Origin of the sequence: Pseudoalteromonas sp. A757 (genome assembly GCF_004103285.1) — a bacterium.
GTDB classification, from domain to species: Bacteria; Pseudomonadota; Gammaproteobacteria; order Enterobacterales; family Alteromonadaceae; genus Pseudoalteromonas; species Pseudoalteromonas galatheae.
The window spans coordinates 223,670-238,427 of record NZ_QNQN01000070.1 but is presented as its reverse complement, the minus strand read 5'-3'; the positions used below and the strand labels follow the sequence as shown (position 1 = coordinate 238,427).

The window sequence follows — 14,758 nt, the reverse complement described above, 5'->3', positions numbered from 1 at the left end:
TCTATACAAAAGTATAACAATCGTACCTTACATGATCACACAAGGAAGGTTAACCGCAATAGATGCGCAATCTATACGTGTTCCGGCAGCCTGAGGGCGGTTGTTTTGCTCTTTGTTCCCACCAGCGATATTTGGTGTTTGAGCAAGATTAAGTTGTAGTGATTGAGATGAAAGCGATTTCAAACTTGATTTCTTTATCGTTAATTTCATTACTTATTCCTTAGTTGTCAGTATGTTCTAATAATTTTTTTACCCAGAGTTCCTGTAATGGGCAAGCGTACATTTTCATAATTTTAAAGTGATGTCAATTTTATGGGGTTATGTTTTTTTATTGTGATTTAATTGTTTTCTTTTGTGTTAGACATGTATGTGTTGAATAGCTCTGAACTTTTTAGGACACACACTATATAATATCCAAAAAAACAACAGTAAGGATAAGTGATGGATCAAGTTGTACGTGTCGGAGTTGGCGTGGTCTTAATACACGATAATAAAATTTTACTTGGTGAACGCATCGGTGCCCATGGCGAACATACTTGGGCAACGCCGGGGGGTCACTTAGAGTATGGAGAGGACATTGAGGCATGTGCAATAAGAGAGGTGCATGAAGAAACGGGGCTAGATGTTGTAAACGTTGAAAAGCTTGGCTTTACTAATGATTATTTTGCTGATGAGCAGAAACATTATGTCACTCTGTTTGTCATAGCAAGGTGCGATACTCACGATGCAGAAGTTAGAGAGCCAAATAAATGTAAACAATGGCAGTGGTTCTCGCTTGATGAATTGCCGCAACCGCTGTTTTTGCCTTTGGTGAACTTTTTGGAAGAAAACAGCACACTTTATCAAGGCTAAAATAGCAATTGGGGCATCGCATGGAAGAGATAGCCGTTAGATATATTCATTTTATCGGTATTTTATTTTTGGCATCGACGCTCGCGATTGAAAACATGCTACTCTCCAAATCAATGAGTAGTCATAGCGTTAAGCGCTTAGTACTAATTGATGGCTTGTATGGCGTCAGTGCGCTTGTAACCCTTGGCGCAGGATTAACGCTATGGTTTGCAGTTGGCAAGCCCAGTGAGTTCTACACTAAAAACCCGATTTTCCATGCCAAAGAGGGAGTATTTTTGTTAACCGCTTTGCTATCTATCATTCCGACTGTGTTTTTATTGAAGTACCGTAATACAACAGCAGCTAATTTGTCTGTGCCCCAGCGCATCATTGTCATTAAAAGACTAGAAATACTGTTACTTTTAATTTTATCGCTACTTACTGCGCTTATGGCAAGAGGCTATGGGATACTCTCATCATGAAACAAAATATTGTTAATATTGCGCTCGTCGTCAAAGACTACGATGAAGCCATCGACTTCTACGTCAATAAACTAGGTTTTGAATTAATAGAAGACACCTATCAACCCGAGCAAGATAAACGCTGGGTGGTGGTGGCACCGCCTAATTCCCATGGTACTGCGTTACTCCTTGCTAGAGCTTCTACGCCAGAGCAGCAGAAGTTTATTGGTGATCAAGCTGGCGGGCGAGTCTTTTTATTTTTAAATACCGATGATTTCTGGCGTGATTATGAGCGCATGAAGTCTATTGGTATTCAGTTTATTCGCGAGCCACAAGAGCAAGATTATGGCATGGTTGCTGTGTTTGAAGATCTCTATGGCAACCGCTGGGACTTATTGCAGTTAAATCCTGATCATCCGATGGCGAAGAGATGATCTCAAAGTTACCAAAATGGGTTGAGATCGGCGCTTTTATATTGGCGCTCGTCGCAGGGTTTGTGAATGCAATCGGCCTACTTAGCTTCGAGCACCAATCCGTTTCTCACTTATCCGGCACTGCGACTATGCTCGGAACCAGTTTTTTAGGTGACAATCTTAAAGAAACCCTGCACTTATTTGGAGTGTTACTCGCGTTCTTGATTGGCTCTGCACTTGCGGGGTTTTTGCTGCATGGCACCACGCTAAGGCTTGGCAAACATTACGATACCGCGTTGGTGATCGAAGCCATGTTGCTTACCGTGTCTCTCGTATTACTGATGCAAGGCTCATTTTATGGTCACTTTTTTGCCTCTGCAGCTTGTGGACTACAAAACGCATTAGCCACCACGTACAGTGGAGCTGTGGTGAGGACAACCCATGTAACAGGAATATTCACCGACTTAGGACTAATGATTGGAGCGCTATGTAGAGGCGAGCCACTGGATACCAGAAAAACAAGACTGTTTGTGTTGATAATCTCAGGGTTTGTGGCAGGTGGTGTGTTAGGCGCTTGGCTTTATAACAAGTTTTACTTTCAGGCGCTGTGGTTGCCTATAACCATTTGTTTGCTGATCGCAGTTTTTTACCGCTTTGCGCTTAGGGATAAGAGATAGTACACCGTTGTGTTGACGTATCTTAGTTTGGATTATTGACTACTTAATCGACATCGTATAAATTGGCGCGCGATTTTAATTTGGATCTTTCCACGATGTTTTACATCCTATTTAAGAATTTTGTTATAAGGCTTTGCTCCGCGCATTAACACGATGAAGTGTTGCTCGGAGCTTACTTTCTGAATCTTCATCAGAGGCATTGGTGACTACCTGAATAAAGGTGGGCAACGGCAGTGTATCTGATGATTGGAAAGACGAAGCCGGCGATGATACTTCATCGCCGGCTTTTTTGTGCCCAAAGTTCAGCGGCACACGTTTTCGAAATTTTTTGAAACGGGAGGTCGGTATCACAGCCGATCTCCCGTTTTTTATGGATGTAATTTAATGAACTTGATTTTAAAAGGCCTGATAATGTCAGGCATTAACCTAAACAAAGACCAAATTAATATTGGCTTTATTTCTTATGCTTTGTTGAACACCTGCAAGGTAACCGTTTGCTGCGCAAAAAAGGGGTAATGAGATGTTATTGACTTTATTACTCGCCTTTATTGCGTTTTTAGTCGGGGCCGATGAGCTGATGCTTGGGCCTATTCTTGAGCCTATTGGACTCGAATTAGGTGTAAAGCCTGAGCGAGTTACACTGTTTATTACCACTTACAGCGTAGCCCTAGCGATTGTGGCTCCCTTATTTGGGGCGCTCTCAGATAAAGCAGGGCGCCGAGCTATCATCTTGCCTGCAATCGTGGTTTTTGGTGGTGCCTCCATCGCGACAGGGCTGGTCACTTCATTTGAGTGGGGGTTGGTTGCTCGTGTGATCACAGGTATTGCCAGTGCTGGCATGCTACCGATTGCATTTGCCATCGCGGCAAGCTCTGGTGGAGATGCGCTAAAGCGGATTGGTTGGGTGCAAGCAGGCTTAACCCTTGGCATGATCTCAAGTCCTGCGTTTGGCGCGTTTTTAACGCATCTAATGTCGTGGCGAGCGGCTTTTGTTGCGCTCGGGATCGCCACTTGGGTTGTAGCATTATTACTTACCGTAAACCGCCATGCGATCCCAAATGACAAAGTTGGAAAAGGCACTAAGATATCAGTCAAGCTATGGCAAATCCCCGGTGTTGTTGGCGCGTTACTTACCATGTGTATCGGTTTAGGTGGTGGTATTGGTTTGTTCAATTTGGTTGGGCAGCATTTACGAGATACACAAGCACTGTCAGTGTGGTTTATTGGTGTACTGTATGCCTTATTAGGCTTAGTGAGCGTTGCTGGAAACCTGATGATGCCAAAACTCGCAACCCACTTTGAAAGTGGGCGGCAGGTCATGCGTGCATCATTGGTCGTTTGCCTCATCGCCAGTAGCGGTCTTTATTGGTATCAAGGTATCTCTCTCATACCGTTATACTTTTTGATGACACTTTGGGCATTGGCTGGTGGCATTGGGGCTCCGGCATTACAGGTATATATTTCAGAACTTTCGCCTGCACACAGTGGTGTACTTATCTCACTGGCCATGAGCATGATGCACATTGGTGTTGCGATCTGGTCTGCCGTCGCGGGTTTTGCTTACAGCCTTGGTGTGGCTGCGATGGCGCTGCTTGCTATTATTTTGTTTAGTCTTGCCATTTTGTGTATACGCACAGTAAAAGGCGCATCAATTTAGGAGGTAACTAGCAACTTGCTTAATTTTAGCGAGTTGATTAAACAGGCTGGTGCAGGCCAGCCTGTTTAAGTAGAGGTTATTTTTCTGCCGCAAGTCCAAATGCCTTTGCAACACCTAGGGTTGGTAAAAACATATCTGAAAGCGTGATCTCTGCATCAATCCCATAGGTACTCATTAATTGTGCGTTACTGAGTACGTCCTCTGGGGATCCGGTGGCAACCAATTCGCCCTGTTGTAGCAGATATACCTTATCGGCAAAGCTTGCAGCGAGGGCTAAGTCATGTACCACTGCCACTACGCCCGCTCCCTGTTTAGCTATTTGCTGAGCCAGCTTCATGACTTGATACTGATGATATAAATCTAAGCTTGCGGTAGGCTCGTCAATCATCAGGTAGCAGGGGTTATTCGCATGTAAAGTGGGTAGCAGCTGGCAAAGTACCCGCGCAAATTGAACCCTTTGCTTTTCTCCCCCTGATAGCTGAGTAAAGCAGCGCGCCGCTAAATGCTCGACAGATAAAGTTTGCATCGCTTGCTGTGAATATTCGCGAAGCGAGTTTGGTGTACACTCATGCTGATGTACATAGTGCGACATATCCACTATCTCTTGCACGCTAAATGGGAACTCACAATCATATTGCTGCGTGAGTACGGCACGGATATGAGAGAGTGCTACGGCACTTAAGTCTTGTACTCTTCGTTGATGATAGGTGACATCGCCCTGTGTTAGTGAGGTATCACCGCACAGCGCCTTGAGTAGGGTAGACTTGCCTGCACCGTTGGGGCCAAGAACAACGGCAAACTCCCCCAGGCTGACCGAAAAATCAATGTCTTTGAGTAACAATTTTTGCCCCACTTGGACACTGACACTATTCGCTTCTAGCATACTAAAGCTCCTTGATACGATATGTTTTCACCAGCATGATCAGGAAAAAAGGGCCACCTAAAGCGCTGGTGATAAGGCCTATCGGTAATTCTGATGGGAGAATGAGTGTGCGAGCGAGCAAGTCCGCCAAACACAGTAAAATTGCCCCACCCAACATCGAAGCAGGTAACAAATAGCGGTGATCTGGGCCGATTAATAAGCGCACAATATGAGGAACAATAAAGCCGACGAAACCGATAATACCAGTTAGCGCAACCGCCGCACCGGTGCACAATGCGGTATAAGCAAACACTTTCTTTTTAAGGCGCACGACATCGACCCCGAGGTGTCTAGCTTGTTGCTCGCCAAGTAAATAGAGGTTGAGCGGTTGAGCCAAGCGGCTAAAACCAAAACAACATGCCAACATTAAACACAGCGATGGGATGATAGTTGTGAAACTATTACCTGCAAGTGACCCCATGCTCCAAAAAGTTAGGTCGCGTAACTGTTGATCTGAGCTGATCAACGTCAGTATTCCGATGACTGCACCAACAATGGCGTTTACTGCAATACCCGCTAACAACAAACTGACAATTGTGAAGCGATTTCCTTGACTGGATAAACGGTAGATTAAACTGCACACACCAAGACAGCCCAGAAAAGCACCGATTGGCACCGCGTAAATTCCATAATAATCCGCAAATCCACTGAGTAACGTAGAGCCTAATACGATGGTACTAATTGCGCCAAGTGCGGCACCACTAGAGATCCCAATTAACCCTGGATCTGCTAGCGGGTTTCTAAAGATTGCTTGCATTGCAGCGCCGCATGCACCAAGTCCAGCACCCACCACAATTGCGAGCACCAACCTTGGTAATCTAATTTGCCAGATCACCGCGTGTTCTAAGTTACTCGATTGACCTGCAAAGAGAATATCCATCAGACGACTGTAGCTAATGCTCACTCCGCCGCTGGTAAGGCCAATAAAACTCACCACGATACAGCCGATAATTAGTCCCAACAACATCCATTTTCTGGCAACTTCAGCGGGAATTAGAGATTGCTCGAGTGCTAGCATTACAGAGACTCATTTTTTGGTACAGACTGGGCTGCTCTAAATCGGTAACCCTTGGGCAGTGTGGCGTTTGGATGGAGTAAGGTAGCGAGCTCAACTACGGCTTGTGGTGTGCGTGGGCCCATACCAAGTAAATACGTTCCATCGATAAGTATAACTCGGTTGTTTTTAACGGCGTTAGAGAACTTAAAGTGGGGAACTTGGCTTAAATCCGTCGCTTTTTGTTCTCCATGGCGGCCCATACTAATGATCACATCAGGATCCATGGAGATGGCCGCTTCGGTTGCGAGCGGCTTCCAACCGTCAAAATGCTGAGCTGCAACATTAACGCCGCCAGCTGCGTTGATAACCTCATCTGCAGAATTGCCAGCACCCGCAACAATTGGTTGGCCACTACGCAGGCTTAAAACAAATAATACCTTAGGCTTGTTGTTCACTTGCTTTAGAACATGCGTTAAGGCTTTTCTGTCGGCTTGAATATATTCGACTAGCGCTTGGCCTTTATCTTTAACTGCCAGTAACTCGGCGATTGTTGTTATTTTTTCTTCGACGCCAGCAAGATCATCGTTATCGCTGAAAATATAGGTGGGTAATCCGGTATCTTGAAGCTGTTTTAATACCTTGTCTGGGCCTGTATCTGCTTCACCGAGTAATAAATCAGGATTAAGGGAAAGGATCCCTTCAACGTTAATTTTTCTTACGTAACCGATTTGTGGTTTATCGGTCGCAGCAACAGGAAATACGCTAGTACTGTCTACGCCAACGATACGATTTTCCTCGCCAAGTGCATAAATAATCTCTGTGATAGAGCCACCAGAAACAACGATATTTTTGGCACCTTGATCGGCATAGGTAGGTTGTAGAAGAGAAGTGAGTAGTAGCAAACTAGAAGTTAGCAGTGTCGTAATTTGAGCTTTCATTACAGATCCAAACTTGTTAGTATTTATTGCGAATAGTAACAGTTATCATTTGTCTTTATCAATATGAAATTAATTATCTGCATCACAGTCTCCGCTCTGCTGCATGGTTTGTGGTGGTTATTTCCTGCAAGCTCAGCACTGGTGTGGCACTCAGGCGTTGCTGCAAATGAAGTGAGTAAAGTCACCAAACCACTCATGATTTCGTTTGCGGCGCAACCTTCCCAAGAGCCGCCTCAAAAAGTGGAAGCAGAGCAAGCGCCATCTGATTTTAATGGCACTACGCACCTACTTAAAAAACCACAGAAGCAAGAGCAGAAAGCCAAGCCTGTACCCAAACCCAAGCAACAGACCAAAGAGCGGCCACAACCTAAAAAGCTTAATAAAGCCATAGTGGCTGAGAATAAAAAAACTATTGAAGCAACGGAGCCTACCTCAACACGAGAAAATACGTCGCAGCAAGAAGCAACGCAAATAGCCTCAGCGAGACACCTCAGTGAAGCAAATAGTACCGATGACTCTCCTGTTAAATTAGATGCTTTACCTTTATTCAAAGCACCAAGACCTGCGCTTAGCTACCCATTACGTGCCAAGCGAAGAGGGCTTGAAGGCGTGACTATTTTTGAAATTGAGCTGGATCAAAGAGGTGAAATCGTGAAGTTAACTTTGGTTAAAAGCAGTGGCCATCAATCTTTGGACATAGCTGCTCGCAAGAACGTTGAACAATGGCGATTTCATCCAGTTTTTCGTGACGGTAATGCTGTAAAAGCCTTGTTTACCGTACCCATTAAATTTTCCCTTTCTTAGAGAGTATTACTACGATGCAGTCCTGGTTTTCCCAACTTGGCCCAATGCAATGGCCATTTTTATGTTTGTCGGTTATTGCGCTTGCGGTGATTATAGAGCGTCTTTGGGTGCTTAGCCGCGCTTGGTTTACCGTCCTTGAAATCAAGCGTAAACCTCACTTTTTTCGTAGCAAAGCAGTCGGCGCTTTGCGGTTACAAGGGTATGTTTTTGAGTGGCGTAAGCGGTTAGTGATCTTAAGCATTATCGGCACGCTAAGCCCATTAATGGGACTCTTTGGCACTGTCTGGGGGCTGGTATTAATGTTTAAAACCATTGCCGAAACTCAGCAAGCTGTAACACCCGCGTTATTAGCGGATGGGTTATGGGAAGCTATGTATTCAACTATGGCAGGACTAGCGATAGCCATGCCATGTTTACTTATTTATGGCGTTTTGCAAGCGATGGTTGAGCGTTTTCAAAGCGAGCTTGTGCTTTATATGAATACCCAATTTACCTTGGTGGAGGCAGATAATGCTTGAGCTGCCGACACCCAAACCTCAGCACCTAGGTGCTGATTTAACCGCGTTACTCGATGTGCTTTTTATCGTCCTTGTATTTTTGCTGCTCAGTGTGGCGGTAAAACTCAACGTCTTGGAGGTCAACTTACCAACAGCGGGAAAAAATGGTGAGGTTGTACTGGAAAAAACACCTAAGGTAGTGAGCATCATGTTCAATCATGATCAAATAGCCTATGCCTTAGACGAGCAGCCGTTTAGCGCGGAAAACACGCTGATACAAGCGCTTGGTCATTTAGACAAGTCAGAGGTGATTTATATCGCCGTGGATAAACAAGTACCCAGTGAAGCACTGGTATCACTTTTTGCACAGCTTAGTACACTCGAGATTCAAGTCGCGAACTTAATTGTTAAAAGCGAATAAAAATAATTACCATTTAGATTGGTGTGTGTTATATTGCGCCGCGACAATCGCATTTCATCTTGGATGAGCCTGTTTAGATAAGACAGGACTAGGGAAGATCAGGGGCAAAGTTGAAGTGCGTGTAAAAAATAACGACACTCGGAGTATTCTTATGCGTTTATCTAAATTAACCCTTTTCATCGCGCTTGCCACTTCTGCCACCTGGGTACAAGCTGCTGCTTCTTCCAATGAGGATGTTTCTCAGTCGACAGTGGTAAAAACAGACTTAGATGCAGTGACTGTCACGGCAACGCGTACCGCAAAAACCGCATTGCAATCGGCACAAGCGGTGAATGTTATTTCGTCGGAGCAAATAGAGCGCAAATTAGATAGCAGTGTATTTGAGACCTTAGATACCATTCCTAATGTTTCTGTCAGTGGTGGGCCAAGAGCGGCTGGACATAAGTTCAATATTCGTGGTTTTAGTGACGCGGAAGACGTGATGGTGACGATTGATGGCATGCTGCAAACTTTTGAAAAATATCGCATGGGTAGCCTGTTCACTGATCCGGAATTATATCGCTCGATAAGCATTAAACGAGGCACGAGTACTGTGCTGCATGGGGGCGGTGCACTTGGTGGTGTTGTTCAGTTTGAGCTAAAAGACGCCGCTGATTTTTTACAGGATGGTGAAGTCGCTGGCGCTAAAATTAAGCTTGGTTATGACAGCAACAATGCCCAGAAGAATGCCTCTGTGATCGCTTTTGCAAGGCCGAATGATTCGCTCGACTTACTAGCTGGTGTGGTAAAGCGCGACAGTGATGATTGGGAGCTTTCTAATGATGAAACTTTGGACAACTCGGCAATCGAAAATAGCTCTGTTCTGTTAAAAGGGGAATATTTTTTAGGTGATGATGCCATTGTGGGGGCAAGCTACACCGAAACCACAGATAACCAGCGAACCGAGTTTAATACAACAGATCCGGGCGCATGGGGGACGGTGTACCGTGAGGTAGAGCAGTCCGTTACTAACCTGAGTTATGAACTCAACCCTGCGAATAATCCTTATCTCAACCTAAGCGCTAAGGCCGGTTATACCAGTAGTCAAGTCACTGAATCTGATGGTGTCGGCATGCTTGAGGACTACATAGGTATTGAATCAAACTATGAATACAACATCACCACTCTGGATGTAATGAACACCAGCGTATTGGACTCACATACTTTGACCTATGGCGTGCAATATACCGACAAAGAGCGTATTGGTGAAAAGACCGCATTACCGTGCATAAAACTCAACTACGAGACCTACGCCTGTGAGCAATACGGCACGACAAAAGTGACAGCCGAGATGACATCTCAACCAGGTGGTACACAAAAGCGCTCCGGTGTGTATATCCAAGATGAATTTACTTGGCAGCAACTTACTGTGATCGCAGGACTTCGCTATGAACGCTATAGCACCTCACCAACGGCTAAATTCCAACAGACGTTTGCAGCATTAGATAGTAAAGTGACACACAGTGATTGGGCGGGGGCCCTGAGTGTAAACTATCAACTAACACCACAGTGGGCGGTGTTTGCAAACCGCCAAGAAGGTTTCCGAGCACCACTCATTGACGAATTATACGATCAATACGGTGGCAGACAACCAGGATTAGCGTTAGACGTAGAATATAGCAACAACACTGAAGTTGGCGTGACCTATCAGGCAAATAACATACTCACTGACAATGACACATTAACAGCACGTTTTATCTATTTTGATATCTCGGTAGACGATGAAATCACGTCGGTCACCAGTAATGTGACCAATCCCGTACCAGCACCGCGTTATGCGAATCGCGCTAGCAATGATAGAGACGGCATTGAGCTGGAAGTAAACTTTGCAACACCGCGCTTTTACAGCAACTTTTCTTACAGTGACATAGACGGAAAAGATCAAGACAACGAGCCTTTATGGTATTTGCCTGCAGACAAAATGGCTTTGGATTTAGGCGCCTCGTTATTTGATAAAGCCGTTCAAGTTGGTGCACAAATAGTAAGGCGTGGCGATCGTGATGTGCAGGTGATGGACCGTGCAACAAGACAATACTCAACGCAAACACAAAAAAGCTACATTCTGACCGACTTATACGCGAGTTGGGATATTAATGCTGCGTTTAATCTAAGAGTTGCTGTCGATAATGTCTTTAACAAAGAATACAAACTGATGGCTGGTACCGGTGGTGGAATAGGCGATTACGGTTTTGGCCGCAATATTAAAACCCAGATCAGCTGGCGTTTTTAAGGAGAGATCATGAAGCAATTAATTCAAGACTATAAAACCTTGTTAGCGGGTGAGCCAAGACTGCGGCCCGTTGATGCAGCGATGCAACTTGGTGTAAGTGAAGCCGAGTTATTGAATGCTCAACAGGAAGAAGCGGTGACTGCCACGGTAACGCGCTTAGACGAAACGCAGATTGCCGATATCCTCAAAAGCCTGAAAAAACTGGGTAAAGTGATGGCGCTGACGCGTAATGGCAGTGTGGTAAATGAAATTAAAGGGTTATACGAAAAGCTCTATGTTTCGGACAATAATGGCAAACTGAGTGGTATTGCAATCAATCCCGGCGGTATCGACTTGCGGTTATTTTTGTATCGTTGGCAAAGCGTATTTTTAGTCGAAACTGAAAGCCACACGAGCTTTCAATTTTTTGATGAAAACGGCCGTGCGGTACATAAGGTTTATACTACGAATGAGTCGGACTTTAATGAACTGGTGAATATAAAAGCACGCTACCAACTAACATCACAGCGCCCATTTAGCGTGAAGCCATTTGAACTGGTGGAGCCTACAATTACTCAGCCGAGCGCTGAGCAACTAGATAACTTTAGGAGTCAGTGGAGTGAGCTTGAGGATGTGCACCATTTTCCAAAGCTTTTAGAGACATACAACCTTGAACGGTTGCAGGCCTTTGAGCTCGTCGGCTCACCATGGAGCTTTGAGCTACAGAGCTTTGAACTTGCTGATATTTTTCAACAAGCAAAAACGTTTAAGCAAGAGATTATGGTATTCGTTGGCAACCTAGGTGCTGTACAGATCTTCTCTGGGCAGGTTGAAAACCTCAAGCAAGTTGGCCCTTGGTTTAACGTCTTAGATCCTGAGTTTAACCTGCATGTAAAAGCAGACGAGCTAATCCGCGCGTTCGTGGTCAGAAAACCCACGGATAACGGCAATACGGTGGTTACCTCTATTGAGTTTTTCGATGCCAATCGCGAAACGGTACTAACGCTATTTGGCCGCCGCATTGAAGGCAAAAAGCAAACCAATGAGTGGCAAGCCCTCTGTGAGCGATTGATCCACAAAGGACAGGTTGCGGCGTAATATCTGAGCTATAGAAAAGCTATCTTTTACAACCAGCTATATTGAAAAGGGCTCAATAAACGAGCCCTTTGATTTTCTAGTGCCAAATAGGCGTGACTTCTGAGACCAAGATTATTCGTTTAGAGATGGTATTTTGCTGCGCACTCTCCATTCTTGTCGCCATTGCACTATGGCACAGTGGACGGGAAGTACCACGTTGACACTCGTCCATAATCACTCCTGACCCCACCGGTAATTCAGTAAAGAGCCGAAGATCTTGGGTACTAACATTATCTATAGGGGTGTTTACCGCGATACCGTCAGCTATCACAAACTCCCCGCCTGATACATTTTCTCTGGCCAGCGTAAGGATTGAGGTAATCGTTTGATGACTTAACCCGTCGAAATGAAGCGTATTAGGGGTTACCAAGCAATCCGCGTAAGGTGTCGGATAATAGCCAATAAACTGATGCTCAATATGGTACGACGGTGCCGAAATTGAATGTTGGATCAAAAATTCAGTCAGCGCTGTGATCACTGGGTGGTTGCAAATCAATGTACCGTCACTGCAATGTGTTATTGCTTTGAACCACCTTTGTTTACCCCCTGCGTCCGGGTTTAGTTGTTGAGGTAAGCCGTATACATAGTATTGGCCACCTTGTCGGTCCTCGGGAGTGATAAGGTGTGTGTTAGCGTCCTTGACGGTATAACGCACGATACCTCTTGCGTTTTGACCGGATGGAATATAGGTATCTAAGCCTAATTCAGGTTCCACCTGTTTCAGTAACAACTCAATATCTTGTATTGAACCAACGTTGAAATTTGGCAAAGAATATTGGCAGAAACCATTTCTTAACAATGTAGTTTTAGTCATTTTTGATTCTCCTATCTGACTTGCTTGATTTGTTTTCATAAAAATTTCAATAAGCTTTTTCATATGCACCTCATCGGATTTGTTTTGGTGTTTATAGATTTGCATTTAATTTATTGATTTTGAAGGAAATGATAGGAATCTAAACGGAATGAAAACTGAATTTTATAGTGAGTTTTAATGTGAAGGGCTTGTTCGAACGAATGGTTGCTGTACCGTATGCCTCACTCAGTTTTAGCTTAGTGGAGATTAATTGAGCTGGGTAACTCGAATTAATATTAATCTATGCTTTCTCAATAGTTTAAAGGGCTGTGGGCAGGACAAATGGAAAGCCTTTTGGGCTAGTACATCTAGGATGTATATTTTCTCTTGCACTTTGGAGGAAAGCTATGAGTAAAAGTGAGCAGGAACAAGTAGTCATCGGTAGAATCTGAATAAATCCACGAAAACTACTTGAGTAGAGAGCGATTTTTCTATTTACAGTAACAATTGAGCGGTTACTTTGTTAATCCTCAAAAAATGCAAGTATATTAGGAATTGTACGGCCATAATCTATTTTTTTACTATTCGAATCATTTAGATACAACTTTAAAGAACCTCCACTGTCTAGAGTCATGACGTTAGACATATTGAGTCCATACATCTCTAGCACATCCTTTGCGTATCTATAATTTTGACACTGGCTTACCAGAATGACTAGCTTTTCATGCTTGTTTCCTGGGTTGTTATCAGCATCAACTGTACCGACAAATCCCCTTGGATAACCACCTCCAAAGCTGCAGTTGTATCCTTTTATGGAACTTAAATGATTGGTAGTAAAGGCATATGCGTAAGATACTAAATTACTGCGCCGATATGTTGCATTATCAAAGTCAGTCAATGCTGCAAAATAATCTCGTGAATCATTGGGTTGGAAGGAAGTGACATCATCAAATTCATCAACACGCCCTACAAATGCTTTACCGCCACCGATTTCAAGCTTAGCTAAATTATCAAGAGCGTAGTGCCAAGTTTGGTCAATGCTATCCTCGTAATACCCAGAATCTTCATGATAAAAGGAATGTTTTAATTCTCCTCCCTCCATCCAAATTGAATGTGAGCGGTTAGGAAATAATATCCCTCGCTTTTCACCTACGTTTGAACTAACAGGGCCAAAGTAACTTAAGTTAGTGAAACCGACATATGATTGAGTCAAATCAGTGTCTAAAGCTTTTAAAGCATTATGAAATCCGTATCCGCTGGCTGCTTTGAAGTAATAATATGGGGTGCTATCTTGGTGTGAATTTCCCCCCATCATCCAGGACTTGGCCGCAGAGTGCTTTTCAGAGCTAATTATTAGTGGGTGTCCGCCTTTATCTAAGTTAACAATTATCACGTAATCGTCGGCTCCGCTGCTATAACTGATTTTATACACATCAACACCGGATCCAATAATGCCATCAGTATTGCTAAAGGTTTTATAATTGGTGGCATTAACCGGGGCGCTAGTCATAGCATCATGAGTAGGTAGCGTGAAGGTAGCCTGTGATTTGAGTGAGTAACTAGACAAAGCGATAACACTCAGTATTGGTAGAAATTTCATATTAAACTCCTTTTGTTAATTTCCCTTAACTTTATTGACTTTTAAAAACTCCGTTAAGGGTGGTTATTTCTACCTTGACGCACCTGTTTGAACTAGGAAGCAGTGCTAATTCTTGCTTGCTAAATAAGAGTGTTTGATGCTGCTTTACATGGTTATAATTTCTATTGTTATGATTTTTAATGGCTTTTTATCTTTTTTTGAGCAAGATTTCGTAAAGTTCACAACGATGCAAGTTACCGAAGGGCTAGTGACTTTCATAATTTATTATTAAGGTAACAAAGTGAAATTATATTTGAAAATTATGTTTTAATTGTATAGAAATGTAATATAAATGTGGTTTTTAGACCGGTAAGTGAGATTTT

17 protein-coding genes are annotated in these 14,758 nt (G+C 43.8%); 10 read left to right on the top strand and 7 right to left on the bottom strand.

What is annotated here, in order from left to right; genetic code table 11:
• Positions 1–27 precede the first annotated feature (27 nt).
• Positions 28–210 (bottom strand): hypothetical protein, encoded by a 183-nt coding sequence (locus DRB05_RS14045; protein ID WP_128727510.1) that lies wholly within the window; start codon positions 208–210, stop codon positions 28–30.
• Positions 211–441: 231 nt separating this feature from the next.
• Between DRB05_RS14045 and DRB05_RS14040 the strand changes: the two genes are divergently transcribed.
• The 4 genes from DRB05_RS14040 to DRB05_RS14025 are packed head-to-tail and all read left to right on the top strand — an operon-like array spanning position 442 to position 2,382.
• A complete protein-coding gene (locus DRB05_RS14040; protein ID WP_128727509.1) occupies positions 442–852 on the top strand; it encodes an NUDIX hydrolase in 411 nt (136 codons plus the stop codon).
• 20 nt (positions 853–872) lie between these two features.
• Positions 873–1,313 carry a DUF2214 family protein gene (locus tag DRB05_RS14035; RefSeq protein WP_128727508.1) on the top strand — a complete coding sequence of 147 codons (441 nt, stop codon included), beginning with the start codon at positions 873–875 and terminating at the stop codon, positions 1,311–1,313.
• Positions 1,310–1,726, top strand: a complete 417-nt coding sequence (locus DRB05_RS14030) for a VOC family protein (RefSeq protein WP_128727507.1) — start codon at positions 1,310–1,312, stop codon at positions 1,724–1,726. The genes DRB05_RS14035 and DRB05_RS14030 overlap by 4 nt, the downstream gene beginning before the upstream one ends.
• Complete coding sequence (locus tag DRB05_RS14025) at positions 1,723–2,382, top strand: YoaK family protein (protein ID WP_128727506.1); 660 nt, start codon at positions 1,723–1,725, stop codon at positions 2,380–2,382. Before DRB05_RS14030 ends, DRB05_RS14025 begins: the two co-directional genes overlap by 4 nt.
• Before the next feature lie 123 nt (positions 2,383–2,505).
• On the opposite strand, the gene DRB05_RS14020 is transcribed toward DRB05_RS14025, so the two are convergent.
• Positions 2,506–2,733 carry a hypothetical protein gene (locus DRB05_RS14020; RefSeq protein WP_128727505.1) on the bottom strand — a complete coding sequence of 76 codons (228 nt, stop codon included), beginning with the start codon at positions 2,731–2,733 and terminating at the stop codon, positions 2,506–2,508.
• A gap of 169 nt (positions 2,734–2,902) precedes the next feature.
• Between DRB05_RS14020 and DRB05_RS14015 the strand changes: the two genes are divergently transcribed.
• Positions 2,903–4,039 carry an MFS transporter gene (locus DRB05_RS14015; protein ID WP_128727504.1) on the top strand — a complete coding sequence of 379 codons (1,137 nt, stop codon included), beginning with the start codon at positions 2,903–2,905 and terminating at the stop codon, positions 4,037–4,039.
• A 76-nt stretch (positions 4,040–4,115) separates the two neighbouring features.
• Here DRB05_RS14015 and DRB05_RS14010 read toward each other — a convergent pair whose 3' ends face one another.
• Genes DRB05_RS14010 through DRB05_RS14000 form a run of 3 tightly spaced genes read right to left on the bottom strand, consistent with a single transcriptional unit; the run spans position 4,116 to position 6,896 of the window.
• On the bottom strand, positions 4,116–4,922 hold the full coding sequence (locus tag DRB05_RS14010; protein ID WP_128727503.1) for a heme ABC transporter ATP-binding protein: 807 nt from the start codon (positions 4,920–4,922) through the stop codon (positions 4,116–4,118).
• A 1-nt stretch (position 4,923) separates the two neighbouring features.
• A complete protein-coding gene (locus DRB05_RS14005) occupies positions 4,924–5,979 on the bottom strand; it encodes an iron ABC transporter permease (RefSeq protein ID WP_099029927.1) in 1,056 nt (351 codons plus the stop codon).
• Positions 5,979–6,896, bottom strand: a complete 918-nt coding sequence (locus DRB05_RS14000) for an ABC transporter substrate-binding protein (protein WP_128727502.1) — start codon at positions 6,894–6,896, stop codon at positions 5,979–5,981. Before DRB05_RS14000 ends, DRB05_RS14005 begins: the two co-directional genes overlap by 1 nt.
• A gap of 63 nt (positions 6,897–6,959) precedes the next feature.
• On the opposite strand from DRB05_RS14000, the gene DRB05_RS13995 reads away from it, so the two are divergent.
• The 5 genes from DRB05_RS13995 (at position 6,960) to DRB05_RS13975 (ending at position 11,964) form a co-directional block, all read left to right on the top strand.
• Positions 6,960–7,700 carry an energy transducer TonB gene (locus DRB05_RS13995; protein WP_128727501.1) on the top strand — a complete coding sequence of 247 codons (741 nt, stop codon included), beginning with the start codon at positions 6,960–6,962 and terminating at the stop codon, positions 7,698–7,700.
• A 14-nt stretch (positions 7,701–7,714) separates the two neighbouring features.
• Positions 7,715–8,218: a MotA/TolQ/ExbB proton channel family protein gene (locus tag DRB05_RS13990; protein ID WP_045963679.1), complete on the top strand. Its 504-nt coding sequence runs from the start codon at positions 7,715–7,717 to the stop codon at positions 8,216–8,218.
• Positions 8,211–8,618, top strand: a complete 408-nt coding sequence (locus DRB05_RS13985) for a biopolymer transporter ExbD (RefSeq protein ID WP_069021332.1) — start codon at positions 8,211–8,213, stop codon at positions 8,616–8,618. Before DRB05_RS13990 ends, DRB05_RS13985 begins: the two co-directional genes overlap by 8 nt.
• 151 nt (positions 8,619–8,769) lie before the next feature.
• Positions 8,770–10,887, top strand: a complete 2,118-nt coding sequence (locus tag DRB05_RS13980) for a TonB-dependent receptor (RefSeq protein ID WP_128727500.1) — start codon at positions 8,770–8,772, stop codon at positions 10,885–10,887.
• A gap of 9 nt (positions 10,888–10,896) precedes the next feature.
• A complete protein-coding gene (locus DRB05_RS13975) occupies positions 10,897–11,964 on the top strand; it encodes a ChuX/HutX family heme-like substrate-binding protein (RefSeq protein WP_128727499.1) in 1,068 nt (355 codons plus the stop codon).
• A 76-nt stretch (positions 11,965–12,040) separates the two neighbouring features.
• Here the strand turns inward: DRB05_RS13975 and DRB05_RS13970 are convergent, their stop codons facing one another.
• Positions 12,041–12,817 carry a 2OG-Fe dioxygenase family protein gene (locus tag DRB05_RS13970; protein ID WP_161568694.1) on the bottom strand — a complete coding sequence of 259 codons (777 nt, stop codon included), beginning with the start codon at positions 12,815–12,817 and terminating at the stop codon, positions 12,041–12,043.
• Positions 12,818–13,319: 502 nt separating this feature from the next.
• The gene (locus tag DRB05_RS13965) at positions 13,320–14,396 is read right to left on the bottom strand and encodes a hypothetical protein (protein WP_128727497.1); all 1,077 of its coding nucleotides are present in this window, start codon (positions 14,394–14,396) and stop codon (positions 13,320–13,322) included.
• Positions 14,397–14,758: the final 362 nt, after the last annotated feature.